This is a genomic window from Streptomyces sp. M-16, from assembly GCF_052114405.1.
Classification (GTDB): Bacteria; Actinomycetota; Actinomycetes; order Streptomycetales; family Streptomycetaceae; genus Streptomyces.
In genome coordinates this window covers 1-24,784 of the sequence record NZ_JBFRER010000013.1, presented here as the reverse complement: position 1 = coordinate 24,784, position 24,784 = coordinate 1, and the positions used below count along the sequence as shown (strand labels likewise).

The window sequence follows — 24,784 nt, the reverse complement described above, 5'->3', positions numbered from 1 at the left end:
TCCTCCCGCTCCCCGTGCCCGTGCCCGTCCCATTCGCCTTCCCCGTTGCCTTGAGCCTCGCACCCTAAGGTGGCCGTCATGAGCTCCTCCCCACCCGCGTTGACCCGTATCCGTGTCGGTTCGGCTCCGGACTCCTGGGGTGTCTGGTTTCCGGAGGATCCCCTCCAGACCCCCTGGGAGCGCTTCCTCGACGAGGTGGCCGACGCCGGGTACGAGTGGATCGAGCTCGGCCCCTACGGCTACCTGCCCACCGACGCGGCCCGCCTCGCCGACGAGACCGCGAAGCGGGGCCTGCGGGTGTCCGCCGGCACCGTCTTCACCGGACTCCATCACGGGCCCGCCGTCTGGGAGGAGACCTGGGGGCACGTGTCGCGGATCGCCGCGCTCACCCGGGACACGGGCGCGGAGCACCTGGTCGTCATCCCCTCCTTCTGGCGCGACGACAAGACCGGCGCGGTGCTGGAGGACCGGGTCCTGACCCCGGACCAATGGCGCGAACTGACCTCCCAGACCGAGCGGCTGGGCCGGGAGGTCCGGGACCGCTACGGACTGCGGATCGTGGTCCACCCGCACGCCGACACCCACATCGACACCCCGTCGAACGTGGCCCGCTTCCTGGACGCCACCGATCCGGCCCTGGTCTCGCTGTGCCTGGACACCGGGCACTACGCGTACTGCGGCGGGGACAGCGTCGAGGCGATCGAGAGCTTCGGCGAGCGGATCGGCTACCTCCACCTCAAGCAGGTGGACCCGCGGGTGCTCGCCGAAGTGCGGGCCGAGGAGCTGCCCTTCGGGCCGGCCGTGGCCCGTGGGGTGATGTGCGAGCCGCCGTCGGGAGTGCCCGCGCTGGAACCCGTACTGGCGGCAGCCCAGCGGCTCGGCGTGGAGCTCTTCGCCATCGTGGAGCAGGACATGTACCCGTGCCCGCCCGACCGGCCGCTGCCCATCGCCCGGCGCACCCGGGCCCATCTGCGCTCCTGCGGCGCCCGTTGACACCCTGGAGGAGAGACACATGAGCGGCACGCTCGGCATCGCGGTCATCGGCACCGGGAGGATGGGCTCCGATCACGTCCGGCGGATCGGCAGCACGGTGGGCGGAGCGCGGGTGGTGGCCGTCGCCGATCCGGACGGGGACCGCGTCAAGGAGGTCGCGGCGGGGCTGGAGGGGGCGGGCGCGTACACGGACGCGGGCGCCGCGATCGCGGCGCCCGGGGTGGACGCCGTACTGATCGCCTCCCCCGGTCCGGCCCACGAGGAGGCGGTCCTGCACGCCCTGGACCGCCGGCTGCCGGTGCTCTGCGAGAAGCCCCTGACCCCGGATCCGGAGGGGGCCCTGCGGATCATGGAGGCGGAGCGGCGGCTGGGGCGGCGGCTGGTGCAGGTGGGGTTCATGCGGCGCTTCGACGCCGAGTACGAGCGGCTCAAGGAGCTGCTGGACGCGGGCGGGATCGGCCGGCCGCTCTTCCTGCACTGCCGCCACCGCAACGCCTCCTCGCCCTCCTTCTTCACCGGCGACATGCTGATCAGCGACTCGGTGGTGCACGAGGTGGACGCCGCCCGCTGGCTGCTGGGCCAGGAGGTCACCGCCGTGACGGTGCTCGCGCCCACCCCCACCTCGGCCGCGCCGGAGGCGCTGGGCGATCCGCGCTTCGTCCTGATGGAGACCTCGGGCGGCGCGATCGTGGACGTGGAGATCTTCGTCAACTGCGGTTTCGGCTACCAGGTGCGCTGCGAGGCGGTCGGTGAGTCCGGCACCGCCCGCATCGGCGACGGCCACGCGATGGTGGTCGAGTCGGGCGGCCGGTGGGGCGGAGAGGTGGTCCAGGACTACACGACCCGGTTCGCCGACGCCTACGACCGCCAGCTGCGGCGCTGGGTGGCCGCGGCGGCGCGGGGCCGGGTGGCGGGACCCGACGCGTGGGACGGGTACGCGGCGGCGGCCGTCTCGCGGGCGGGGCTGACGGCCGCGCGCAGCGGCGTACGGACCGAGGTGCGGCTGGCGGAGCGGCCGGAGCTGTACGCGGCCGGGCGGGACTGAGCGGGCCCGGAGCGCCCCGGACGCCCCGGAGCGCCCCGGACACCCCGGTGACTCCTGTGTCGTATTCCGTCACAGGAGTCACCCTCCTGTGACGGATGTCCGCATTTCGCGGGTTTTCCGTCACAGGCCGTCGACAGCCGCTCCCCCGCACTCACCGGGCGTCGTTCTCCGGGCACAACCCGAGTGATCGTCACTGTCCACGCGCCGGCTCCCCCGACGGCCGTCCGGCCGGCCCCGCGGCGTGGACCAGGAGGTGTCGTGAATGAGCGACCGAACGCTGTGGTCGTACAAGGAGATCGCCGCCCATATCCAGGTCCAGCCGGACACCGTGCGCTCCTACCGGAAGCACGGGCTGCTCCCCGCGCCCGACCACGTGGAGGGCTCGAAGCCCTACTGGTACGCCGACACCATCCGCGCCTGGGTGGCCCGCCGCCCGGGCAACCGGGGGCGCCACGACGGCTGACGGCCCCGGCGGCCACCATCGGCGGCTAGCGTGCCGCATGCACCGCACACGCCGTTCACCGGGATTGCAGCGGTCTTGCCCCCGCACGCTCCACTGAGATCCCGCCAAGTCCCGCCAGATGCTCGCTCAATACCCCCTAGGGGTATAATCTGGGAGCAGAGAGACACCCCGATGAAGGAGAACGACATGACCGCCGAGACGGACACCCAGACCACCGCCGTGTACAAGGTCACCGGCATGACCTGTGGGCACTGCGAGGGCGCCGTGGCCGCCGAGCTGACCGCCCTGGCGGGAGTGTCCTCGGTCAAGGCCGTCGCCGCCACCGGTGAGGTCACCGTGGTCTCCGCCGCCCCGCTCGCCGAGGAAGACGTCCGCGCCGCCGTGGACGAGGCCGGCTACGAGCTCGCCGGCCGGGTCTGAGCCGCGCGCCCCCACCCCGCAGCACCCAGCCGGTCCGTACCGTTCAGCTCATACTGGTCCCGTACGGGCCGGCCCTCCCCCTGGAGCCGGAAACATGACCAGCACAGTGCACGACGGTCCCATAACGGCGGTCGAGCTCTCGATCGGCGGGATGACCTGCGCCTCCTGCGCCGCCCGGATCGAGAAGAAGCTCAACCGGATGGACGGCGTCGAGGCCACGGTGAACTACGCCACCGAGAAGGCCCACGTCTCCTGCACGGGGGACGTGCGGGTCGCCGACCTGATCGCGACCGTCGTGAAGACCGGGTACACCGCACAGGAGCCCGCGCCCCCGCCCCCGCCCCCCGCTGCGGCCGACGGGGCCGGACCGGAACGGGAAGCGCGGGCGGCCGCCGGGCCCGACCCGGAACTCGCCGCGCTGCGGGAGCGGCTGCTGGTCTCCGCCGTCCTCACCGTGCCCGTCGTCGTACTCGCGATGGTCCCGGCCCTCCAGTTCGACAACTGGCAGTGGCTCTCGCTGACCCTGGCCGCGCCCGTGGTCGTCTGGGGCGGCTTCCCCTTCCACAAGGCCGCCTGGACGAACCTGCGGCACGGCGCGGCCACCATGGACACCCTGGTGTCCGTCGGCACCCTCGCCGCCTTCGCCTGGTCGCTGTGGGCCCTGTTCTTCGGGCAGGCGGGCACGCCCGGCATGCGGCACGGCTTCGACGTGGGCGCCTCGCATGCGGACGGCTCCTCCGCCATCTATCTGGAGGTCGCCGCCGGAGTCGTCACCTTCATCCTGCTCGGCCGCTATCTGGAGGCCCGCGCCAAGCGGAAGGCCGGGGCCGCCCTGCGGGCCCTGCTGGAACTGGGCGCCAAGGACGTGGTGGTGCTGCGCGCGGGCCGGGAGGTCCGCATCCCGGTCGCCGCGCTCGCGGTCGGCGACCTGTTCGTCGTCCGCCCCGGCGAGAAGATCGCCACCGACGGCACCGTCGTCGAGGGCTCCTCCGCCGTGGACGCCTCGATGCTGACGGGGGAATCCGTCCCGGTCGAGGTGGCCGTCGGGGACCCGGTGACCGGCGCCACGGTCAACGCCTCCGGGCGGCTCGTCGTCGAGGCCACCCGGATCGGGGCCGACACCCAGCTCGCCCGGATGGCCAAGATGGTCGAGGACGCGCAGAACGGCAAGGCCGCGGTGCAACGGCTCGCCGACCGCGTCGCCGGCGTCTTCGTCCCCGTCGTCCTGCTCCTCGCACTCGGCACCTGGGTCGCCTGGCTGCTCATCACCGACGACGCCACCGCCGCCTTCACCGCCGCCGTGTCCGTCCTGATCATCGCCTGCCCCTGCGCCCTGGGCCTGGCCACGCCGACCGCGCTGATGGTCGGCACCGGACGGGGGGCCCAGCTCGGCATCCTGATCAAGGGCCCCGAGGTGCTGGAGTCGACCCGCCGGGTGGACACCGTAGTCCTGGACAAGACCGGGACGGTCACCACCGGCCGGATGACCCTGGCCGCCACCCATCCCGCCGAGGGGGTCGACGCCGCCGAACTGCTGCGCCTGGCCGGCGCCCTGGAGCACTTCTCCGAGCACCCGATCGCGCGGGCCGTCGCCGCGGCGGCCGCGGAGCTCACCGACGGGCTGCCCGTCCCGGAAGACTTCCGCAATCACGGCGGGCTCGGCGTCGAGGGCACCGTCGAGGGACACGCCGTCCTCGTGGGGCGCGAACGGCTGCTGGCCGACCGGTCGGTGCCGCTGCCCGCCGCGCTCGCCGCCGCCAAGGAGGCCGCCGAGGCCGCCGGCGCCACGGCCGTGCTGGTGGCCTGGGACGGAACGGCGCGCGGGGTGCTGAGCGTGGCCGACGCGGTCAAGGGAACCAGCGCCGAGGCCGTGACCCGGCTGCGCGCACTGGGCCTGACCCCGGTCCTGCTGACCGGCGACAACCGGGCCGTGGCCGAGACGGTGGCCCGCGAGGTGGGCATCGACGAGGTCATCGCCGAGGTGCTCCCGCAGGACAAGGTGGACGTGGTCCGCCGGCTCCAGGCCGAGGGCCGAACGGTCGCCATGGTGGGCGACGGGGTCAACGACGCGGCCGCGCTGGCCCAGGCCGACCTCGGCCTGGCCATGGGCACCGGTACCGACGCGGCCATCGAGGCCGGGGACCTGACCCTCGTACGGGGCGACCTGCGGGTGGCCGCGGACGCCATCCGGCTCTCCCGCCGCACCCTCGCCACCATCAAGGGCAACCTCTTCTGGGCCTTCGGCTACAACCTGGCGGCGCTGCCGCTGGCGGCGGCCGGGCTGCTCAACCCGATGATCGCGGGGGCCGCCATGGCCTTCTCCTCGGTCTTCGTGGTCACCAACAGCCTGCGGCTGCGGTCCTTCCGCTAGCGGCCTTCCTCCCCCGGCCCTCCACAGTTCCTTCACTGGAGACGCAGATCACAGTGATCGCAACGTAACCATCCGGGGTCGACACGGGTCTAATAGGGCGATGCCAGAAACGTCTTGGGGGATGTTTCACGGAGGTCTTGGGGGACGTCCTGGGCATCTGCCGGCCGGGACGCGTGCCCTCGGGAAGCCTTGAGCGGCCCTCCCGACCCGAACGGGTCCCGGCACACACCGACGCCCCGGCGCGGATCCCGTGGGGGGAATCCGCCGCCGGGGAAAGGAAAGCGCCCCGACCGTCGACCCGTGGGGGGATCGACGGCGGGGCGCTTTTCGTACGCTCAGGCCGCGCGGGCTCGCAGTCAGCGGGCCTCGACGGGGACGAAGTCGCGCAGGACCTCGCCGGTGTAGATCTGGCGCGGGCGACCGATGCGGGAGCCGGGCTCCTTGATCATCTCGTGCCACTGGGCGATCCAGCCGGGGAGCCGGCCGAGCGCGAAGAGCACGGTGAACATCTCGGTCGGGAAGCCCATGGCCCGGTAGATCAGACCGGTGTAGAAGTCCACGTTCGGGTAGAGGTTGCGCGCGACGAAGTACTCGTCGGCCAGCGCGTGCTCTTCCAGCTTGAGCGCGATGTCCAGCAGCTCGTCGCTCTTGCCGAGCGCCGAGAGGACGTCGTGCGCCGCCGCCTTGATGATCTTCGCCCGGGGGTCGAAGCTCTTGTAGACGCGGTGCCCGAAGCCCATCAGGCGGACGCCGTCTTCCTTGTTCTTCACCTTGCGGATGAAGGCGTCGACGTCGCCGCCGTCGTTCTTGATGCCTTCCAGCATCTCCAGGACGGACTGGTTGGCGCCGCCGTGCAGCGGGCCCCACAGCGCGGAGATGCCGGCGGAGATCGAGGCGAACATGTTCGCCTGCGAGGAACCGACCAGACGCACGGTGGAGGTCGAGCAGTTCTGCTCGTGGTCCGCGTGCAGGATCAGCAGCTTGTCGAGCGCCGAGACCACGACCGGGTCCAGGTCGTACTCCTGGGCCGGCACGGAGAAGGTCATGCGCAGGAAGTTCTCGACGTAGCCGAGGTCGTTGCGCGGGTAGACCACCGGGTGGCCGACCGACTTCTTGTACGCGTACGCGGCGATCGTCGGGAGCTTGGCCAGCAGGCGGATCGTCGAGAGGTTGCGCTGCTTCTCGTCGAACGGGTTGTGGCTGTCCTGGTAGAACGTCGACAGCGCGCTGACCACAGAGGACAGCATCGCCATCGGGTGCGCGTCGCGCGGGAAGCCGTCGTAGAACCGCTTGACGTCCTCGTGCAGCAGCGTGTGCTGGGTGATGTCGTTGCGGAACGACGCGAGCTGGTCGACGGTCGGCAGCTCACCGTTGATCAGCAGGTAGGCGACCTCGATGAAGGTCGAGCGCTCCGCCAGCTGCTCGATCGGGTAACCGCGGTAGCGCAGGATGCCCTGCTCGCCGTCGAGGTAGGTAATCGCGGACTTGTAGGCGGCGGTGTTTCCGTAGCCGCTGTCCAGCGTGACGAGCCCGGTCTGGGCCCTCAGCTTCGAGATGTCGAAGCCCTGGTCACCGACAGTGCTTTCGACCACCGGGTAGGTGTATTCACCGTCCGCGTACCGGAGTACTACAGAGTTGTCGCTCACGTCATCCCTCACCGACGTAGTGCCTCTTCTTCGAGGTGCCCTGACTGCCTCTACCTTCCCCCATTTGGCGCAGGAAAGTGCACTCGGGGTCGGCCTTTGGTCTATTTGACGGCACTGAGTGCCTTCAACCTGCTCATCCTGCCCCCTCCACACCGTGGCGGATACCCCAAATGATCGATCATTTAGGTGATGTTTCCCACCGGTATCCGACCGGACAGCCTGGCGGCGACCGCCGTGTACCTCCTGCCTGCGGAAACGGTACGCACCGCCTGCCCGAGGGCCTTGCGGGACCCGACCAGGACGACCAGTTTCTTCGCCCTGGTCACCGCCGTGTAGAGCAGATTTCGCTGGAGCATCATCCAAGCTCCGGTGGTGACCGGGATCACGACGGCCGGATATTCACTCCCCTGGGAGCGGTGGATGGTGACGGCGTACGCGTGGGCGAGCTCATCGAGCTCGGCGAACTCGTACCCCACCTCCTCATCCTCCTCCGTCCTGACGGTCAGCCGCTGTTCGTCGAGGTCGAGCGCGGTGACCACGCCGACGGTGCCGTTGAATACACCGTTGGCCCCCTTCTCGTAGTTGTTGCGGATCTGGGTGACCTTGTCACCCACCCGGAAGACCCTGCCGCCGAACCGCTTCTCGGGCAGGTCGGGCCGGGCCGGGGTGATCGCCTGCTGCAGCAGGCCGTTGAGGTTCCCGGCGCCGGCCGGGCCGCGGTGCATGGGGGCCAGTACCTGGACGTCACGCCGCGGGTCCAGACCGAATCTGGCCGGAATTCGACGGGCGGCCACGTCGACGGCGAGCAGGCCGGCCGCCTCGGTGTCCTCCTCGGGGAAGAGGAAGAAGTCCGGCAGCCCGTCGGTGATCGGCGGGACCCCGGTGTTGATCCGGTGCGCGTTGGTGACCACGCCCGACTGCTGGGCCTGGCGGAAGATCCTGGTCAGACGGACGGCGGGGACCGGGCCGCCCTCGGCCAGCAGGTCCCTCAGCACCTCTCCCGCCCCGACCGAGGGGAGCTGGTCCACATCGCCGACGAGCAGCAGGTGCGCGCCCGGGGCCACGGCCTTGACGAGTTTGTTCGCCAGGAGCAGATCCAGCATCGAGGCTTCGTCCACCACGACGAGATCGGCGTCCAAGGGCCGGTCCCGGTCGTAGGCCGCGTCCCCGCCCGGCTTCAGCTCCAGCAGCCGGTGCACGGTGGAGGCCTCGGCCCCCGTCAGCTCCGACAGCCGCTTCGCCGCCCGGCCGGTGGGGGCGGCGAGCACCACCTTGGCCTTCTTCGCACGGGCCAGCTCCACGATCGAGCGCACGGTGAAGGACTTGCCGCAGCCCGGCCCGCCGGTGAGGACGGCGACCCGGCGGGTGAGGGCGAGGCGGACCGCGTCCCGCTGCTCGGGCGCGAGGGACGCCCCGGTGCGCCCGGCCAGCCAGCCGAGCGCCTTGTCCCAGTCCACGTCCCGGAAGCCGGGCATCCGGTCCTCCTCGGCGTTCAGGAGCCGCCGGACCTGCCCGACCAGCGACAGCTCCGCCCGGTGGAAGGGCACCAGGTACACGGYGGTGAGGGGGTCCGGGCCGCCCTGGGGATCGGGCACGGACTCCCGTACGACGCCTTCCGGATCGGCGGCGAGTTCGGCCAGGCACTCGATGACCAGGCCGGTGTCCACCTGGAGCAGCTTGACCCCGTCGGCGATCAGCCGCTCCTCGGGGAGGAAGCAGTGGCCCTGGTCGGTGGACTGGGACAGGGCGTACTGGAGGCCGGCCCTGACCCGCTCGGGGCTGTCGTGCGGGATGCCGACGGCCTGGGCGATCCGGTCGGCGGTGAGGAAGCCGATGCCCCACACGTCGGCGGCGAGCCGGTAGGGCTGGTTCTTGACCACCGAGATGGAGGCGTCACCGTACTTCTTGTAGATCCGCACGGCGATGGAGGTGGAGACGCCGACGCCCTGGAGGAAGACCATGACCTCCTTGATGGCCTTCTGCTCCTCCCAGGCGGCGCCGATCATCTTCGTCCGCTTGGGGCCGAGGCCGGGGACCTCGATCAGGCGCTTCGGCTCGGCCTCGATGACGTCGAGGGTGTCGGTGCCGAAGTGCTCCACGATCCGGTCGGCGATCTTCGGGCCGATCCCCTTGATGAGGCCGGAGCCGAGGTAGCGGCGGATGCCCTGGATGGTGGCGGGCAGCAGCGTCGAGTAGTTCTCGACGCTGAACTGCTTGCCGTACTGGGGGTGCGAGCCCCAGCGGCCCTCCATGCGCAGGGACTCGCCGGGCTGCGCGCCGAGCAGCGATCCGACGACGGTCAGCAGGTCCCCGGCGCCGCGGCCGGTGTCGACCCGGGCGACCGTGTACCCGCTCTCCTCGTTGGCGTAGGTGATGCGTTCCAGCACCCCCTCGACCACCGCCAGTTGCACCACCCCGTTGGTTGTCATGGCACGAAACTACCGGCAGCCGCCGACAGGGGGCCGGTGGCTGTGCAGAAACGGAAGGGGGTCCGGCCTTCCGGCCGGACCCCCTCACGGTTACCCCTCCCTCGTCGGACTTCCCGATCCCCCCGGATCCCCTCCCGGAAGTGCCGACGCACCGTACGACCCCCGATCGGCCCGCAGGGTTGCACTGCGACCGCCGGATTTGCCTTTCCGTTACCAAACGCCTACCCAAGGTGCCAGCGAATCAGGACGGAAGTAGCGTTTCCGGCATGAGCGAATCTTCATTCCAGGACGACGTGCTGGGCGAGCTCGGCCACGACGGGCTGACCGAGATCGCGGGACTGCTCGGCACCGACGCCGACGGCGCTCGGGGCGCGGTGTCCGAGACCGTGGGCGCCATGACCGGCGACCTGCGCCAGAAGGCCGCCGCGGACGACGACGCCGGCGCCGAGGTGCGCCAGGCCTTCGCGGAGGTGGCCGAACCCCCGCTCCAGGGGGTGGCCACCCTCGGCGGCCTCGGCGGGCTGCTCAGCGGCGGCATGATGGCCGGAGTGCTGGCGAAGGTGAGCAAGCCCGTCGCCAACGCCGTCTCGAAGAAGACCGGCATCCCGGCCGCGACCGTCGGCCGGGTCATCGAGGTGCTGATCCCGGTGGTGCTGGCCGTCTTCGCCAAGCGCGCCGCGGAGGGCAAGGCGGGCGCGGGCGCCCCGACCGCGGACGGCGCTCCGGCCCCCGGCGCGGCCCCGGCGGCGGGCGCGGGCGCAGGCGGGCTCGGCGACCTGCTCGGCCAGATCCTGGGCGGCGGCAAGAAGTAACCCGTACGGCACGGCGCGTGGCGCGGACCGGGACGTACGTGCGGGCCGTCCCCCGGTCCACCGCGCGCCGTCCCGCCGGTACGGGCCGCGCGCTATCCTCGGGCGCCATGAAGCCCCCTGCGCTCCCTGAGGACAGCCCCGGCCGGCCGGTGCGGCTGCGGGACCCCGAGCCCGGCGACCTGGGCTGGATCGTGCAGCGCCACGGCGCGCTCTACGCGGCCGAGTACGGCTGGAACCAGGAGTTCGAGGGCCTGGTCGCCCGGATCGTCGCGGACTTCGCCGGGGACCACGACCCCCACCTGGAGCGGGTCTGGATCGCCGAACACGAGGGCCGCCCGGTCGGTTCGGTGATGTGCGTGCGCGAGGAGGGCGCCCCCGGCACCGCCCGGCTGCGGCTGCTGCTGGTGGACCCCGCCGCGCGCGGTCTGGGGGTGGGCGCCCGGCTCGTGGACGCCGTCGTCGCCTTCGCCCGTTCGGTGGGCTACCGCGAGCTGGTGCTGTGGACCAACGACGTGCTGGTCTCGGCCCGTTCCCTCTATCTGCGGGCCGGGTTCACCCTGGTCGCGGAGCGCGCGCACCGCTCGTACGGGGCCGACCTCACGGGGCAGGACTGGCGGCTGTCGCTGCGGGAGGACGCCCCGCGCTGACGGCGGCCCGCCGGCCGGCCCGCGCGGGGGTCAGGGAGGTCAGCCCGACGCCGCCGACCAGCAGCACCGCCGCCAGCCAGCGCGGCCCCGAGATCCCCTCGCCGAGCACCAGCGCGGCCGAGGACATCCCGAAGACCGGCACGAGCAGGGAGAACGGCGCCACGGAGGAGGCCGGGTAGCGGCGCAGCAGGTATCCCCAGGCGCCGAAGCCGAAGACGGTGGACACCCAGGCGACGTAGCCGATGACGGCCACCCCCGACCAGTCCAGGGCGCGCAGCGCGGCCAGGTCCCGGTCGGGCCCCTCCAGCAGCAGCGAGAGTGCGAACAGCGGGATCACCGGGACGGTGCACACCCACACCATGAAGTTCAGGGCGTCCGGCGGGGCGGCCCTGCGGGTGAGCACGTTGGACACGCCCCAGCAGGCGGCGGCCGCGACGACCAGGACGAAACCGGTGACCGGCCCCGAGACGCCCCGGTCGACGGCGGCTACCCCGATCCCGGCCAGGGCCACGGCCATGCCCAGCACCCGCACCGGGCCGGGCCGTTCGCGCAGCACGACGGCGGCGAGGACGGCGGTGAAGACGGCCTGGATCTGCAGGACCAGGGAGGACAGCCCGGCCGGCATCCCGGCGGCCATGCCGGTGAACAGCAGCCCGAACTTGGCGATGCCGAGGGCGGCGCCGACCCCGAGGATCCACTTCCAGGCGACCTTGGGGCGCCCGACGAAGAACACGGCGGGCAGGGCGGCGACCAGGAAGCGCAGCGCGGACAGCAGCAGCGGCGGGAAATGGCCGAGGCCGATCTCGATGACGACGAAGTTGAACCCCCAGACGGCGGCGACGAGTACGGCGAGTGCGGTGTGTACGGGACGCATTCCCCGAGCATCGGCGACCCGACCATGTAGCACCAGCGCGGATCTCTTCCCCGTTGGATGAAGCGATGCTTACGATTGGCGCATGCTCGACCTCTCCCGGCTGCGCGCCCTGCACGCCGTCTCCGTCCACGGCTCGGTCGCGGGCGCGGCGGCCGCCCTCGGCTACACCCCATCCGCGGTCTCCCAGCAGATCGCGAAGCTGGAACGGGAGACCCGCACCACGCTGCTGGAACGGCGCGGCCGCGGGGTCGCCCTCACCGAGGAGGCCCGGCACCTGGCCGATACGGCCCGGGAGCTGCTGGCCATCGTGGAGCGGGCGGAGACCACCCTGGAGGAGCGGCGCGGACAGCCGAGCGGTCTGCTGACGGTGGCCGCGTTCGCCTCGGCGGCGCGCGGTCTGCTGCCGGGGGTGCTGGCCGACCTGGCCCACCGGCATCCCGCGCTGGACGTACGCCTCACGGAGGTGGACCCGCACCTCTCGGTGGACCTGGTGGCCCGCGGGGTCACCGACCTGGCGGTGGCGCACGACTGGGACATCGCCCCGCTGCCGGCCCCCGAGGGGGTGGAGCAGGCGGTGATCGGGGACGACCGGTGCGACCTGGTGGTGCCGGCCGGACACCCCTTCACCACCCGCAAGGTGGTGCGGCGGGCGGACCTCGCGGGGCAGCGGTGGGTGTGCCAGCCGCCCGGACGGGTCTGTCACGACTGGCTGGTGCGGACCCTGCGCACGGCCGGGCTGGAGCCGGACATCGCGCACGTGGCCGAGGAGAACCACACCATCGTGGCGCTGGTCGCGGCCGGGCTGGGCATCGCCGTCGTGCCGCGGCTGGGGACGGGTGCGCTGCCGCCGGGGGCGGTGGCGGTGGCACTGGAGCCGGGCCCCGTACGCCGGTTGTACGCCCTGTGGCGGACGGGGGCGGCCCGCCGGCCGGCGATCACCGAGGCCGTGCGCGCCCTCCAGGAACACTGGCCCGTCGCGGCCCCCCTTCCGGGGGACGTCCCGAGTGTCCCCCGGGCGGACGGAGCGGCCCGCCAGTAGGGTCCGGCGGGTGTCGTACCAAGCCTCCCGCCGGGCCCTGCTCGCCGCCGCCGCCATGGCCGCCGTCACGGCCGCCGGAGCCTCCTCCGCCGCCGCGGGCTCCCGCGGCACCGCACCGGACGACTCCCGCTCCCCGCAGGAGCCGCTCGGCCGCCACCCGGACCGGGCCCGGCTGCGCGCGGTGGTCTCCCGGATGAGCCTGCCCGAGCAGGTGGGGCAGCTGTTCGTGTCCCGGGCCTACGGGCACTGCGCGACCGATCCCGACGCGGCGGACGCCGAGCTGAACCTGGCCCAGTTCGGGGTCCGCACGGCCGCCGAGGTGGTCACCCGCTACCGCTTGGGCGGGGTCGTCTACTTCGGCTGGGCCCACAACACCCGGACCCCGCACCAGATCGCCGAGCTGTCCGACGGTCTCCAGCGGGCGGCGGCCGGCTCGGGCGCCGGGATCCCGCTGCTGCTCTCCACCGACCAGGAACACGGGGCCGTCGCCCGGATCGGCCGGCCGGCCACCCTGCTGCCGGGGGCGATGGCGCTGGGCGCGGGCGGGTCCACGGCCGACGCCCGCCGGGCGGCGCGCGTGGCGGGGTCCGAGCTGGCGGCGATGGGCGTCCGGCAGGACTACGCCCCGGTGTCGGACGTGAACGTGAACCCGGCCAATCCGGTGATCGGCGTACGGTCCTTCGGCGCGGACCCGCGGGCGGTGGCGGCCCTGGCGTCGGCCCAGGTGCGCGGCTACCAGGGGGCCGGGGTGGCCGCGACGGCGAAGCACTTCCCGGGGCACGGGGACACGGAGACCGACAGCCACGTCGGGCTGCCGGTGATGCGGCACACCCGGGCACAGTGGGAGGAGCTGGACGAGCCGCCGTTCCGGGCGGTGGTGGAGGCGGGCGTGGACGCCGTGATGACGGCGCACATCGTCTTTCCCGCGCTCGATCCCTCGGGGGATCCGGCGACCCTCTCGCGGCCGATCGTCACCGGCATCCTGCGCGAACGCCTCGGCTTCCGGGGGGTGGTGGTGACCGACGCCCTCGACATGGCCGGGGTCCGCCAGAAGTACGGGGACGACCGGGTCCCGGTGCTGGCCCTGAAGGCGGGCTGCGACCAGCTGCTGAACGCCCCGGACCTCGCCCTCGCGCAGCGCAGCGTGCTGGCGGCGGTGGAAGCGGGCGAGCTGACGCGGGAGCGGATCGCGGAGTCGGTGCTGCGGATCCTGGAACTCAAGGCCCGCCGCGGCCTGTTCGAGGACCCGTACTCCTCCGCGGCCCGGGTGGACGAGGTGGTCGGCACGAGCGGGCACCTGGAGGCGGCGGACGAGATCGCGGCGGCCACGACCACCCTGCTGGCCAATCCGCGGGGCCTGCTGCCGCTGGACGCGGCGGCCGGTCCGAAGCTGCTGGTCACCGGGACCGACCCGGTCTCCCCCACGGGTACCACCGGCCCCCCGACGACGGTCCTGGCGCGGGAGCTGACGGCGCTGGGCTGCCGGGCGACGGCGCTCGCGCCCGCCGGGGCGCCGGCGGCGGCCCCGGGCCACGCGGCGGTGCTGGTGTGCACGTACAACGTCCCGGAGGGGGAGAGTCCGCAGCGCACGCTGGTGGCGGACCTGGTCGCGACGGGCGTCCCGGTGGTGCTGGTGGCGATCCGCAACCCGTACGACCCGGCGCGGCTGCCGCAGTGCGCGGCCGAGCTGGCGACGTACTCCTGGACGGACGTGGAGATGCGGGCGGCGGCCCGGGTACTGACGGGTGCGAGGCGGCCCGCCGGCCGCCTCCCGGTCCCCGTCCCGGGCCGCTACCCCCTGGGCCACGGGCTGTCGTACCCGCCCGTGGCCCGGTAGGCCGTACTCCTGGGAACGACCGCGGACTACGGCCGCAGCTGCGGCTCGTGCCTGAGGTCGACCTGGTCGAGCACCGGGTCCGGCGCGGCCAGCGGCGCGGGCGCCTGGGCCCGGCCGGAGAGGGTCTGGGCGGGGGCGACCCCGGCCCACTGGAGGATCTTCGCGGTCGCGAGGGCCTTCTCGCCCTCCTGGAGCTTGGCGACGTTGGCCCCGTGGTTGGCGCCCGGCGCGATCATCACGTAGCTGTCGCGCACCGTGTACCCGAGGTGGAAGGGCTCGGCACCCCACGGGTCGTTCTGCCCGTAGACGAAGAGCATCTGGTTCGCGTTGTTGCGGACCCAGTTGTCCACGTCCGCCATGACGCCCGGCTGGAAGGTCATCGGGATGTCGCGGGGCACGAAGGTGCGCGGCGGCTGGTAGCCGTAGCGGCTCAGGCCCTTGAGGTGGGGCTGCTTGATGTCGGGCGAACCGAGCTGCGTACCGGCCTGGTAGTAGTACGGCGTGTAGGTCTCCAGGCCCTGGTCGGCGTAGGCCGAGAAGCCGGAGATGGTGTCCACCGTGTCCCAGATCTCCTGGTCGCTCGCGGTGGCGGCGGTCGGGATGGCCGCGCAGTCGCTGAGCAGGCTGTACTGCCAGAAGGCCCAGGTGTAGTCGAGGACGACGGCCTCGAAGGCCCTGTCGAGGCTGCCGACGGTGGTGAAGGTCCAGCCGTTCGCGGCGGCGGCGGCCGTGTACTTGGCCTCCAGCGGCTCGCGGCGGATCAGGGCCTCGCGCTGCACGGCGTTCAGCTTGTCGCGGCACTCCTTGGTGCCGACCTTGGTGAAGAACCGGTCGTAGGCCGAGTCCTCCTTGTTGACGACGTCGTTGGGGGCGACGTACGCGACGACGCCGTCCATGTCACGCGGGTAGTAGCGCTCGTAGTACGTCGCCGTCATACCGCCCTTGCTGCCGCCCGTGGCCAGCCAGTTCTTGGGGTAGATCTTCTTCAGCGCGGTGAAGATGCGGTGCTGGTCGCTGGCGGCCTGCCAGATGTCCAGGTTCCCCCAGTTGGCCGGGTCGGGCCGGGAGGGGGTGAAGAATCGATACTCCAGGGAGATCTGGTTGCCGTCGACGATGGTCGTCGGCTCACTGCGGCGCGGGCTGGTGTTGACGTTGTAGCCCGAGGTGAAGAAGACCGTGGGCCGCGAGACGTCCTTGTGCAGCAGGGTCATGCGCTGCTTGAAGGTGCCCTTCCACGGCTGCCGGTGGTCGACCGGCTGCTCGTAGTTCAGTACGAAGAAGCGGTACCCGGGGTACGGCTTCTCCTCGATCAGGCTCATCCCCGGAATGCTGAGGATCTGGTCCTTGATGTCCGTGGCGGCGGCAGGCCCCGCGGCGGTGGCCGCTTGTGCCGTGGCGCCGGCCGCGCCCATGGTGCCGATCAGCACCACGAGCGACAGCAGCCATCCGAGCGTCTTGCGCATTCACCCTCCCCTTGAGTTCACTGTGGTCGCCGTGAACCTAGCGGGGGCAACACGCCCATGAACAGTCCCAGTTGGGCCGCGAGCTCAGCACAGGATCCAGCCGGAATCGACGGATCCGGACGCCACTCCGCCCTTTACATACACACATCGGCTGATCGCACCCACACTGACGGGGCCCGCGTACCGGGTGAATTGCCCCGCATCGCCCACCGGGACGCCACCACGTGGCTGAATACTGACCCACATGTGACGGCGCTCTCCGGCCCGCAGGGCCACCGTCACCGCGCACGCCCGGTCCCGGCTCTTGTACACGCGCACCTCGCCGGTGACGAAGGGCAGCGCCTTGACCAGCTCGCCCTCGCACCCGCCGGTCGCGGCCTGCGCCGGAGCGGCCGCGAACACCGCCCCCACGACGAGCCAGAGCGCCGCCCCGAACGCCCCCAGGGACACGGCCCTCCCCCGGCCACGCCCCTCCCTGCCCCGCACCTCGCGCACCTTCTGCCCCTGACGCAGCACCCTGACCCCCCCGCTCGGCCGTACGCAACACGTACGCACGTACGACGCGCAGGCGCGGCGGAAGGTTGCGCGCGACAACCGGACCTGGGCCCCGCACCTACGGGCCCGGCCCTACCCCGTAAGAGTGCATCCCCGACTCCCCGGCGGGAGAGCGGGAGTTCGTGATCAGCGGACAGATTACGCTAGGTGGCCGAGTGACCGCTCAGCGTATCCGTGGTAGCCGTGAAGGGCATCTGACATGACGAACGACCTGCTCGACCGCAAGCTGGAGCGCGCGTTCGCGCATCTGGACGCGGACTCCAACGGCGTGATCGACGAGCAGGACATGATCGCGCTCGGGTCCCGCCTGCTCTCGGCGCTGTCGGAGCCGGCCACCTCCCCCAAGGCGGCCGAGGTGTTCCGCGGCCTCACGGACTTCTGGGTGGACCTGTTCAACGAGCTGGGCGTCGGCGAGGACCAGAAGCTCACGCCCGAGCAGTACCGGGACGGCATGACCCGCCTGTACAAGGACGGCGGCCCCGCGTACGAGAAGTCCTTCCGGCCGATGATGAAGGCGATCCTCACGGTCGTCGACACCAACGGCGACGGGCACATCAGTCCCGAGGAGTTCCACAAGGCGCAGCTGGCCTTCGACACCAAGCTGGAGCCCGCCGACGCGGACGTCCTCTTCGCGAAGATCGACAAGAACCACGACGGCTACCTGTCGCTGGACGAACTCCTCGACGCCGTACGCGAGTACTACACCGGGGACGACGAGGACGCCCCCGGCAACCTGCTCTTCGGCGAGCTCTGACCGGACGCCCTCACGCGGCCGCCGCGGGCTCGTCCTCCCCGGCGAAGGTCCGCCACAGCTCGGCGTACCGGCCGCCACGGGCCAGCAGTTCGAGGTGGGTGCCGTCCTCGACGACCCGGCCGCGGTCCATGACCACCACCCGGTCGGCGCGGGCGGCGGTGGTCAGCCGGTGCGCGACGACCAGGGTGGTGCGCTTGCCCGCGAGCCGGTCGGTGGCCTGGTTGACCTGCGCCTCGGTGGCCAGGTCCAGGGCGGCGGTGGCCTCGTCGAGGAGCAGGACGTCCGGGTCGACGAGCTCGGCGCGGGCCAGCGCGATCAGCTGGCGCTGGCCCGCCGAGAGGTTGCGGCCGCGCTCGGCGACGGCGTGCAGGTAGCCGCCGTCGAGGGTGGCGATCATGTCGTGGGCGCCGACCGCGCGGGCGGCGGCCTCCACTTCGGCGTCGCTCGCGCCGGTCCGCCCGTAGGCGATGGCGTCGCGGACCGTACCCGGGAAGAGGTAGGGCTCCTGGGGGACCACGCCGAGGCGGTGGCGGTACGCCGTCAGGTCCAGCTCCCGCAGGTCGGCGCCGTCGGCGGTGACCCGGCCGGAGGTCGGGTCGTAGAACCGGGCGACCATCTTGACCAGCGTGGACTTTCCGGCCCCGGTCTCGCCGACGAAGGCGACGGTCTGCCCGGCGGGTATCCGCAGGCTGATCCCGGCCAGCGCCTCGCCCTTCTCCCCGCGCTCCTCGGCGGTGCCGTAGCGGAAGCGCACGTCCTCGAAGGCGATCTCGCCGCGCAGCTTGGGCACGTCGACGGGGGCGGCGGGACGCGGGGTGGTGGTGGGCTCGCGCAGCAGCTCCTGGATCCGGCCGAGGGAGACGGTGGCCTGCTGGTAGCCGTCGAAGACCTGGGAGAGCTGCTGGACCGGGGCGAAGAAGAGGTCGATGTACAGCAGGTACGCGACCAGCGCGCCGGTGGTGAGGGTGGCCGCCCCCACCCGGCCCGCGCCGACGATCAGCACGGCCGCGGCCGCGCCGGAGGACAGCAGCTGCACGAAGGGGAAGTAGACGGATATCAGCCACTGGCCGCGCACCCGGGCCTGGCGGTAGGAGTCGCTGCGCTCGGCGAAGCGGGCGGCGCCGGTGGACTGGCGCCGGAAGGCCTGCACGAGGCGGAGCCCGGCCACGGACTCCTGGAGGTCGGCGTTGACCACGCTGACCCGGTCGCGGGCGAGCTCGTAGGCGGCGACCGACTTGCGGCGGAAGACGACGGTGGCGAGGACCAGTACGGGCAGGGTGGCGAAGACGATCAGCGCGAGCTCGACGTCGAGGACGAGCAGGGCGATGAGGATCCCGAAGAAGGTGAGGACGGAGACCACGGCGGTGACGAGCCCGGTCTGCAGGAAGCTGGACAGGGAGTCCACGTCGGTGGTCATCCTGGTCATGATCTTGCCGGTGAGCTCGCGCTCGTAGTAGTCCAGACCGAGGCGCTGGAGCTGGGCGAAGATCTTGACGCGCAGGGCGTACAGGACGCGCTCGCCGGTGCGGCCCGTCATCCGGGTCTCGGCGAACTGGGCGGCCCACTGGGCGAGGACCAGCAGGAGGGCGAGGCCGGAGGCCGCCCAGACGGCTCCGAGCGCGGCCTGCTCGACGCCCTGGTCGATGCCGTGCCGGATCAGGACGGGCAGCAGCAGTCCGGAGCCGGCGTCGAGGGTGACCAGGCCCAGGCTGATGGCGAGCGGCGCCCAGAAGCCCCGCAGCAGGCGGCGCAGGCCGTAGCTGTCCTCGGCGGCGGCGGCCCGGACCTCGTCCACCGCCGGTTCGTCGGCGGCGGGCGGCAGGGCCGCCACCTGGGCGAGGAGCTCGGGGGTGGCCGGCATGCCGGGGGCCGCGGCGGTGGAGGCGGACCTGCCGCTCTCCTCGCGCCGCCACAGCTCGGGGGTGACCCCGTCCGCGACCCGGCGCTTGGCGTTGACCGGCTCGGAGTCGATCTCCGCTTCGAGTTCCAGGTCCCGCTCGATGTCCCGCTCGAACTCGGCCATCGCCGGTGCGTCGGGGGTGCGCGGGGAGGCGGCGCCGAGGGCGTCGGGGTCGGTCAGCAGCCTGCGGTACAGGTCGCAGCGCCGCTCCAGCTCCTCGTGGGTGCCGATGTCGGCGAGCCGCCCGTGGTCGAGTACGGCGATCCGGTCGGCCAGCGCGAGGGTGGAGCGGCGGTGGGCGATGAGGAGGGTGGTGCGGCCCGCCATGACGGCCCGCAGCGCCTCGTGGATCTCGTGCTCGACGCGGGCGTCGACGGCGGAGGTGGCGTCGTCGAGGAGGAGCAGCCGGGGGTCGGTGAGGATGGCGCGGGCGAGCGCGATGCGCTGGCGCTGGCCGCCGGAGAGGGTGAGGCCCTGTTCGCCGACGCGGGTGTCGAACCCGGCGGCGAGGGCCTCGACGAAGCCCTCGGCCTGGGCGGCGCGGGCGGYGGCGCGGACCTCCTCGTCGGAGGCGTCGGGGCGGCCGAAGGCGATGTTGGCGCGGATGGTGTCGGAGAAGAGGAAGGAATCCTCGGGCACCAGGCCGATGGCGGCGCGCAGGGAGTCGTAGGTCAGCTCGCGGACGTCGTGGCCGCCGACGCGGACGGCGCCGTGGTCGGCGTCGTAGAAGCGGGGCAGGAGCAGGGCCACGGTGGACTTGCCGCTGCCGGAGGAGCCCACGACGGCTACGGTCTCGCCCTCGGCGATGGTGAGCGAGAACCCGTCGAGGACGGGCCGCTCGGGGTCGTACCCGAAGCGGACGTCGTCGAACTCGACGGTGGCGGGGGCGTCGGCGGGCAGCTCGCGGGTGCCCTCGCGGATCACGGGCTCGGTGTCGATGAGCTCGAAGACCCGCTCGGCGCCGGCACGGGCCTGCTGGGCGACGGTGAGGATCATGGCGAGCATGCGGACGGGGCCGACGAGCTGGGCGAGGTAGGTGGAGAAGGCGACGAAGGTGCCGAGGGTGACCTGTCCCCGGGTGGCCATCCAGCCGCCGAGGGCCAGCATCGCGACCTGTCCGAGGGCGGGAACGGCCTGGAGGGCGGGGGTGTAGCGGGAGTTGAGCCGGATGGCGCGCATCCGGCCGCCGAACAGCCTGCGGCCGGCCTCGCGGAGCTTGCCGGTCTCCTGCTCCTCCTGCCCGAAGCCCTTGACGACGCGGACTCCCGTCACGGCGCCGTCGACGACGGTGGCCACGGCGGCGGCCTGGGCCTGGGCGTACCAGGTGGCGGGGAAGAGCTTCTTGCGGCTGCGCTTGGCGATGAACCAGAGCGCGGGGGCCATCAGCAGGGCGACCAGGGTCAGCAGCGGGGACAGCCAGAGCATGACGCCGAGGGATATCCCGAAGAGGAGGAAGTTCCCGATGGTCATGGGGAGCATGAACAGCAGGCCCTGGATCAGCTGGAGGTCGCTGGTGGCCCGGCCGACGACCTGTCCGGTGGACAGCTCGTCCTGACGCCGCCCGTCGAGGCGGGCGATCGTGTCGTACATGTCGGTGCGCAGGTCGTGCTGGACGTCGAGGGCGAGGCGGCCGCCGTAGTACCTGCGTATGTAGGTCATGACGTACACGAGCAGGGCGGCGCCTATGAACAGGCCGGCCCAGGGGGCCATGTCCTCGGTCTTGTTCCCGACGACGTCGTCGATGATCACGCGGGTGACGAGCGGTACGAGGGCCATGACGGCCATGCCGGCCAGCGAGGACCCGAGCGCGAGCAGCACGTTGCGCTTGTACCGCCAGGTGTAGGCGGTCAGCCGCCTGCCCCAGCCCTGTTTCCCGCCGGCCGCCGTCACGTGATACCTCCCCGTAGGTCCTGTCCTGCCGCCACCCCAACGCTCCGACCGGCGGATTTCATCCCGCCGCAACAATCGCACGGCCATACGGGGGCGGCGCGCGAGGTTCACCCGGCCGGGGGTCGAGCGGGGCTCGGGGACGCCCGGCGCGTCAGCGGCACGGGCGCGCACGCGGGCGGGCGGTGTCGGGCATCGGCGTCCGGGTGGAGAGCCCGCCCGGGAGGGCGAACCTCAGAGGTGGGTCGGGGCGAACATCTTCAGGGTGGCCGGGAGGACGACCACCGACGGGCCCGGGGTCTTGAGGGCCTGGGTGAGGTCCGCCCGGAGGGCCTGCGGGGTGGTGACCGTCGCCGGGACGCCGAAGGAGGCGGCCAGGGCCGCGAAGTCGGGGCGGGTGAGGTCGGTGCCGGTGGCGCAGCCGTACTCGCGCAGGATGCCGTAGCCGCCGTCGTCGACGATCAGCCAGGTGACGTCGAGGTCGTGCTGGCGGGCGGTGGCCAGGTCGGCGATCGAGTACATCGCGCCGCCGTCGCCCGAGACCGCGAGGACCGGGGTGTCCGGCTCCGCGACGGCCGCGCCGAGAGCCGCCGGGAAGGCGTAGCCGAGGCCGCCGGCCCCCTGGGCGGAGTGCATGGTGTTCGGGTGCCGGGGGTCGAAGGCGGACCAGGCCCAGTAGGACAGGATCGTCATGTCCCAGAAGGACGGGGAGCGGGCCGGGAGGGCTGCGCGGACCGAGGTCAGGATCTCCTGCTCCAGGGTGAGGTCCTGGGCGGCGAGGCGGTCCGAGACCGCGGCGAGGAGGGAGGCGACCCGCTCCGGGGCACCCGGGTCCTCCCGGGGGGTCACCGTTTCCAGGAGGGCCTGGAGGGCGAGGCGGGCGTCGGCGTGGATGCCGAGGGCGGGGTGGTTGGACTCCAGCTTGCCGAGGTCGGCCTCGATCTGGACGACCCGGCCCGTGGGGAAGAACGTGTGGTAGTTCGAGGAGAGTTCCCCGAGGCCGGAGCCGACGACCAGGACGACGTCCGCGTCCTCCAGGAAGTCCGTGGTGTGGCGGTCCTCCAGCCAGGACCGGAGGGACAGCGGGTGCGTCCAGGGGAAGGCGCCCTTGCCGCCGAAGGTGGTGACGACCGGGGCGTTGAGCAGTTCCGCGAGCTGCTTGAGCTTGCCCGCCGCGTCCGCGCGGATCACTCCGCCGCCCGCGATGACCACCGGGCGGGAGGCGTGGGAGAGCCAGTGCGCGGCGAGGGCCGTGAGTTCGGGGCGCGGGGCCAGGTCGTGCGGGGTCGCGTCCATGCCCGTGACCTGCGGGATGACCGTTTCCGCGCGGAGCACGTCCTCCGGGATCTCCACCCACACCGGGCCGAACGGGACCGTGAGGGCCGATTCCCAGGCCGCCGCGATGACGGACGGGATCTGGGACGGGGTCCGGGCGGTGTGGACGGACTTGACCACGTCCCGGAAGGAGGCGGACTGGTCGCGCAGCTCGTGCAGGTGGCCCCGCCGGCCTCCGCCCAGGCCCGGGGACGGGACCTGGGAGGAGATCGCGAGGACGGGCGCGGAGGCCGCCGCCGCCTCGGCGAGGGCCGGCAGGGACATCAGGGCGCCCGGCCCCGTGGACAGGAGCAGCGGAACGGCCTCGCCGGTGAGGCGGCCGTAGCCGTCGGCGGCGAAGCCCGCGTTGTTCTCCGTACGCAGGCCCACGAGCCGCAGGTCGGAGCGGCCGACCGCGTCGAAGAGGGCGAGCGCGTGCTGGCCGGGGAGGCCGAAGACGGTGGTGGCGCCGAGTCCGCGCAGCGTTTCCACGACCAGGTCCCCGCCCGTGCGGCCCGGTGGCGGCGCGAGTGCGGCCGCCGTCTGGGCCTCGGTGGGGCGGAGTACCAGGTCGTGGTCGTGCGTCACGGTGCTTCTTCGCCCTTCGCCTTCGCCGCCGCGTCGTGCTCAGCGACCCTGCCGGGCGGCAGCGATCTGACGGCTCATGATCGTGGTGAGCTCGTACGCGGTGTGCGAGGCCGCGACCGAGGTGATCTCCGCGTGATCGTACGCCGGGGCGACCTCGACGACGTCGGCGGAAACGAGGTTGCAGGAGGACAGACCCCGGATGATCTCCAGGAGCTCGCGGGAGGTCATGCCGCCCGCCTCGGGGGTGCCGGTGCCGGGCGCGTGGGCCGGGTCGAGCACGTCGATGTCGATGGAGATGTAGAGGGGGCGGTCGCCGATGCGCTGGCGCAGCTGGTCGGCGACCTCGTCGGCGCCGCGGCGGTAGACGTCCGCCGAGGTGACGATGCCGAAGCCCATCTTGGCGTCGTCGTCCAGGTCCTGCTTGCCGTACAGCGGGCCGCGGGTGCCGACGTGGGACAGCGCCTCGGTGTCGAGGATGCCCTCCTCGACGGCGCGGCGGAACGGGGTGCCGTGCGTGTACTCGGCGCCGAAGTAGGTGTCCCAGGTGTCCAGGTGGGCGTCGAAGTGGAGCAGGGCGACCGGGCCGTGCTTCTTCGCGACGGAGCGCAGCAGCGGGAGGGCGATGGTGTGGTCGCCGCCGAGGGTCATCAGGCGGGAGCCGTTGCCGAGGAGCTCGTCGGCGGCGGCCTCGACCGTCTCGACGGCCTCGTTGATGTTGAAGGGGTTCACCGCGATGTCACCGGCGTCCGCGACCTGGGCGAGGGCGAAGGGGGAGGCGTCCTGGGCCGGGTTGTACGGGCGCAGGAGGCGGGAGGCCTCGCGGATGGCGTTGCCGCCGAAGCGGGCGCCGGGGCGGTAGGAGACACCGGAGTCGAAGGGCACGCCGACGACGGCGACGTCGGCGGAGCCGACCTCGTCGAGGCGGGGCAGCCGGGCGAAGGTCGCCGGGCCCGCGTAGCGCGGGATGCGGGAGGAGTCGACGGGGCCGCGCGGCTGCGTGCTCATGGGGGGTGCCCTTCTGGTGGTCCTACGGGTGCGGTCCTTCGAGCGTAAGCGGGCGTCGACGGGGCGCGAAGTGTACGTTTCATCCACTGTTCGGCACCGATATGTACGGAGTAGCCATGGAGGCCCCGCTCACCCCGCCGGTTCCGCTGGCCGCCCTGACCGCCGACCGGGAGCTGGGGCTGCGGCTCCTGGCGGGGCCCGCCGACGCTGACGTGTACGGGGTGCACGCCTCGGAGATGGCCGACCCGTCGCCCTACCTGCTGGGCGGCGAGCTCCTCCTGACGGCCGGGGCCGGGCTCGCGGGCGCGGCGGGCACGGGGGCGGCTCCGGGGGGCGCGGCTCCCGCGGATCCGGCGGATCCCGCGGAGTACGTGGCACGGCTGGTCCGGGCCGGTGTGGGCGCGGCCGGGTTCGGGGTCACCCCGGTGCACGAGACGGTGCCGCCGAGCCTCGTGGAGGCCTGCGAGCGATACGGGCTGCCGCTGGTGGAGGTCCCGCCGGGCACCCCCTTCACGGCGGTCGGCCGGGCGGTCTGGCGGCTGATGGCCGAGGCCCGGACCCGGGAGCTKCGCCGGGTGACCGACGCGCAGCAGTCGCTGGCGTCGGCCGCCGCCCGCCCCCACCCGGTGGCGGCGGTCCTGTCCCGCCTGGCGGCCAGCCTGAACGGCTGGGCGGCCCTGCTGGCCCCGGGCGCGGGCGCGCCCACGGGTCCGGCCCCGGCGGAGCCCTCCGCCCCCGCGGG

The 24,784-nt window shown here is 72.8% G+C and carries 18 protein-coding genes and 1 pseudogene; 11 read left to right on the top strand and 8 right to left on the bottom strand.

All coding sequences use genetic code 11. The features are described from left to right. Positions 1–78 precede the first annotated feature (78 nt). The 5 genes from AB4039_RS08770 to AB4039_RS08750 all read left to right on the top strand — a co-directional run bounded on the left by AB4039_RS08770 (position 79) and on the right by AB4039_RS08750 (position 5,292). Complete coding sequence (locus tag AB4039_RS08770) at positions 79–993, top strand: sugar phosphate isomerase/epimerase family protein (RefSeq protein WP_266839115.1); 915 nt, start codon at positions 79–81, stop codon at positions 991–993. 19 nt (positions 994–1,012) lie between these two features. Beyond that, complete coding sequence (locus AB4039_RS08765; protein WP_266839117.1) at positions 1,013–2,038, top strand: Gfo/Idh/MocA family protein; 1,026 nt, start codon at positions 1,013–1,015, stop codon at positions 2,036–2,038. 262 nt (positions 2,039–2,300) lie between these two features. Further along, positions 2,301–2,501 carry a MarR family transcriptional regulator gene (locus AB4039_RS08760; RefSeq protein WP_266839119.1) on the top strand — a complete coding sequence of 67 codons (201 nt, stop codon included), beginning with the start codon at positions 2,301–2,303 and terminating at the stop codon, positions 2,499–2,501. Positions 2,502–2,687: 186 nt separating this feature from the next. Continuing rightward, positions 2,688–2,921 (top strand): cation transporter, encoded by a 234-nt coding sequence (locus AB4039_RS08755; RefSeq protein ID WP_266839120.1) that lies wholly within the window; start codon positions 2,688–2,690, stop codon positions 2,919–2,921. 94 nt (positions 2,922–3,015) lie between these two features. Then, positions 3,016–5,292: a heavy metal translocating P-type ATPase gene (locus AB4039_RS08750; protein WP_266839121.1), complete on the top strand. Its 2,277-nt coding sequence runs from the start codon at positions 3,016–3,018 to the stop codon at positions 5,290–5,292. Between the two features lie 356 nt (positions 5,293–5,648). Here AB4039_RS08750 and AB4039_RS08745 read toward each other — a convergent pair whose 3' ends face one another. Both AB4039_RS08745 and recD2 read right to left on the bottom strand, forming a co-directional pair. Further along, entirely contained in the window at positions 5,649–6,938 is a 1,290-nt protein-coding gene (locus AB4039_RS08745; protein WP_266839123.1) for a citrate synthase, read from the bottom strand. 182 nt (positions 6,939–7,120) lie between these two features. Further along, positions 7,121–9,367 carry an SF1B family DNA helicase RecD2 gene (gene recD2 / locus AB4039_RS08740; RefSeq protein ID WP_442270429.1) on the bottom strand — a complete coding sequence of 749 codons (2,247 nt, stop codon included), beginning with the start codon at positions 9,365–9,367 and terminating at the stop codon, positions 7,121–7,123. 266 nt (positions 9,368–9,633) lie between these two features. On the opposite strand from recD2, the gene AB4039_RS08735 reads away from it, so the two are divergent. After that, positions 9,634–10,179, top strand: a complete 546-nt coding sequence (locus AB4039_RS08735) for a DUF937 domain-containing protein (protein WP_266839125.1) — start codon at positions 9,634–9,636, stop codon at positions 10,177–10,179. Continuing rightward, positions 10,137–10,826 (top strand): annotated as a pseudogene (locus tag AB4039_RS08730) (GNAT family N-acetyltransferase); the annotation flags it as partial. The gene AB4039_RS08735 and the pseudogene AB4039_RS08730, both read left to right, overlap by 43 nt. Here the strand turns inward: AB4039_RS08730 and AB4039_RS08725 are convergent. Then, entirely contained in the window at positions 10,777–11,700 is a 924-nt protein-coding gene (locus AB4039_RS08725; protein ID WP_266839127.1) for an EamA family transporter, read from the bottom strand. The pseudogene AB4039_RS08730 and the gene AB4039_RS08725 overlap by 50 nt on opposite strands. Positions 11,701–11,782: 82 nt before the next feature. Between AB4039_RS08725 and AB4039_RS08720 the strand changes: the two genes are divergently transcribed. Next, entirely contained in the window at positions 11,783–12,739 is a 957-nt protein-coding gene (locus AB4039_RS08720; RefSeq protein WP_266839129.1) for a LysR family transcriptional regulator, read from the top strand. A gap of 55 nt (positions 12,740–12,794) precedes the next feature. Beyond that, positions 12,795–14,576: a glycoside hydrolase family 3 protein gene (locus AB4039_RS08715; protein WP_266841637.1), complete on the top strand. Its 1,782-nt coding sequence runs from the start codon at positions 12,795–12,797 to the stop codon at positions 14,574–14,576. Positions 14,577–14,602: 26 nt separating this feature from the next. Here the strand turns inward: AB4039_RS08715 and AB4039_RS08710 are convergent, their stop codons facing one another. Together AB4039_RS08710 and AB4039_RS08705 are read right to left on the bottom strand one after the other, a co-directional pair. After that, positions 14,603–16,039 (bottom strand): S28 family serine protease, encoded by a 1,437-nt coding sequence (locus tag AB4039_RS08710; RefSeq protein WP_266839131.1) that lies wholly within the window; start codon positions 16,037–16,039, stop codon positions 14,603–14,605. Positions 16,040–16,123: 84 nt separating this feature from the next. Further along, on the bottom strand, positions 16,124–16,489 hold the full coding sequence (locus tag AB4039_RS08705; protein ID WP_266839133.1) for a hypothetical protein: 366 nt from the start codon (positions 16,487–16,489) through the stop codon (positions 16,124–16,126). 304 nt (positions 16,490–16,793) lie between these two features. Here AB4039_RS08705 and AB4039_RS08700 point away from each other — a divergent pair, with 304 nt between their 5' ends. After that, on the top strand, positions 16,794–17,348 hold the full coding sequence (locus tag AB4039_RS08700) for an EF-hand domain-containing protein (RefSeq protein ID WP_266839135.1): 555 nt from the start codon (positions 16,794–16,796) through the stop codon (positions 17,346–17,348). Positions 17,349–17,358: 10 nt separating this feature from the next. Here AB4039_RS08700 and AB4039_RS08695 read toward each other — a convergent pair whose 3' ends face one another. From AB4039_RS08695 to speB, 3 genes are all read right to left on the bottom strand, one after another. Continuing rightward, positions 17,359–21,225 carry an ABC transporter ATP-binding protein gene (locus AB4039_RS08695; protein ID WP_442270455.1) on the bottom strand — a complete coding sequence of 1,289 codons (3,867 nt, stop codon included), beginning with the start codon at positions 21,223–21,225 and terminating at the stop codon, positions 17,359–17,361. 144 nt (positions 21,226–21,369) lie between these two features. Continuing rightward, positions 21,370–23,037 (bottom strand): thiamine pyrophosphate-binding protein, encoded by a 1,668-nt coding sequence (locus AB4039_RS08690; RefSeq protein WP_266839138.1) that lies wholly within the window; start codon positions 23,035–23,037, stop codon positions 21,370–21,372. Positions 23,038–23,076: 39 nt separating this feature from the next. Then, entirely contained in the window at positions 23,077–24,042 is a 966-nt protein-coding gene (speB, locus tag AB4039_RS08685) for an agmatinase (RefSeq protein WP_266839139.1), read from the bottom strand. Positions 24,043–24,158: 116 nt separating this feature from the next. On the opposite strand from speB, the gene AB4039_RS08680 reads away from it, so the two are divergent. Then, a partial coding sequence (locus AB4039_RS08680; protein ID WP_442270428.1) for a PucR family transcriptional regulator ligand-binding domain-containing protein occupies positions 24,159–24,784 on the top strand: 626 nt, incomplete at its 3' end.

What these genes read in the sequence shown, in the direction of transcription:
- AB4039_RS08700 (WP_266839135.1), top strand. Translation starts at nt 16,794, where the DNA reads ATGACGAACGACCTGCTCGACCGCAAGCTGGAGCGCGCGTTCGCGCAT.
- AB4039_RS08715 (WP_266841637.1), top strand. Translation starts at nt 12,795, where the DNA reads ATGGCCGCCGTCACGGCCGCCGGAGCCTCCTCCGCCGCCGCGGGCTCC.
- AB4039_RS08725 (WP_266839127.1), bottom strand. Translation starts at nt 11,700, where the DNA reads ATGCGTCCCGTACACACCGCACTCGCCGTACTCGTCGCCGCCGTCTGG.
- AB4039_RS08735 (WP_266839125.1), top strand. Translation starts at nt 9,634, where the DNA reads ATGAGCGAATCTTCATTCCAGGACGACGTGCTGGGCGAGCTCGGCCAC.
- AB4039_RS08750 (WP_266839121.1), top strand. Translation starts at nt 3,016, where the DNA reads ATGACCAGCACAGTGCACGACGGTCCCATAACGGCGGTCGAGCTCTCG.
- AB4039_RS08710 (WP_266839131.1), bottom strand. Translation starts at nt 16,039, where the DNA reads ATGCGCAAGACGCTCGGATGGCTGCTGTCGCTCGTGGTGCTGATCGGC.
- AB4039_RS08760 (WP_266839119.1), top strand. Translation starts at nt 2,301, where the DNA reads ATGAGCGACCGAACGCTGTGGTCGTACAAGGAGATCGCCGCCCATATC.
- AB4039_RS08755 (WP_266839120.1), top strand. Translation starts at nt 2,688, where the DNA reads ATGACCGCCGAGACGGACACCCAGACCACCGCCGTGTACAAGGTCACC.
- speB (WP_266839139.1), bottom strand. Translation starts at nt 24,042, where the DNA reads ATGAGCACGCAGCCGCGCGGCCCCGTCGACTCCTCCCGCATCCCGCGC.
- AB4039_RS08720 (WP_266839129.1), top strand. Translation starts at nt 11,783, where the DNA reads ATGCTCGACCTCTCCCGGCTGCGCGCCCTGCACGCCGTCTCCGTCCAC.
- AB4039_RS08765 (WP_266839117.1), top strand. Translation starts at nt 1,013, where the DNA reads ATGAGCGGCACGCTCGGCATCGCGGTCATCGGCACCGGGAGGATGGGC.
- AB4039_RS08770 (WP_266839115.1), top strand. Translation starts at nt 79, where the DNA reads ATGAGCTCCTCCCCACCCGCGTTGACCCGTATCCGTGTCGGTTCGGCT.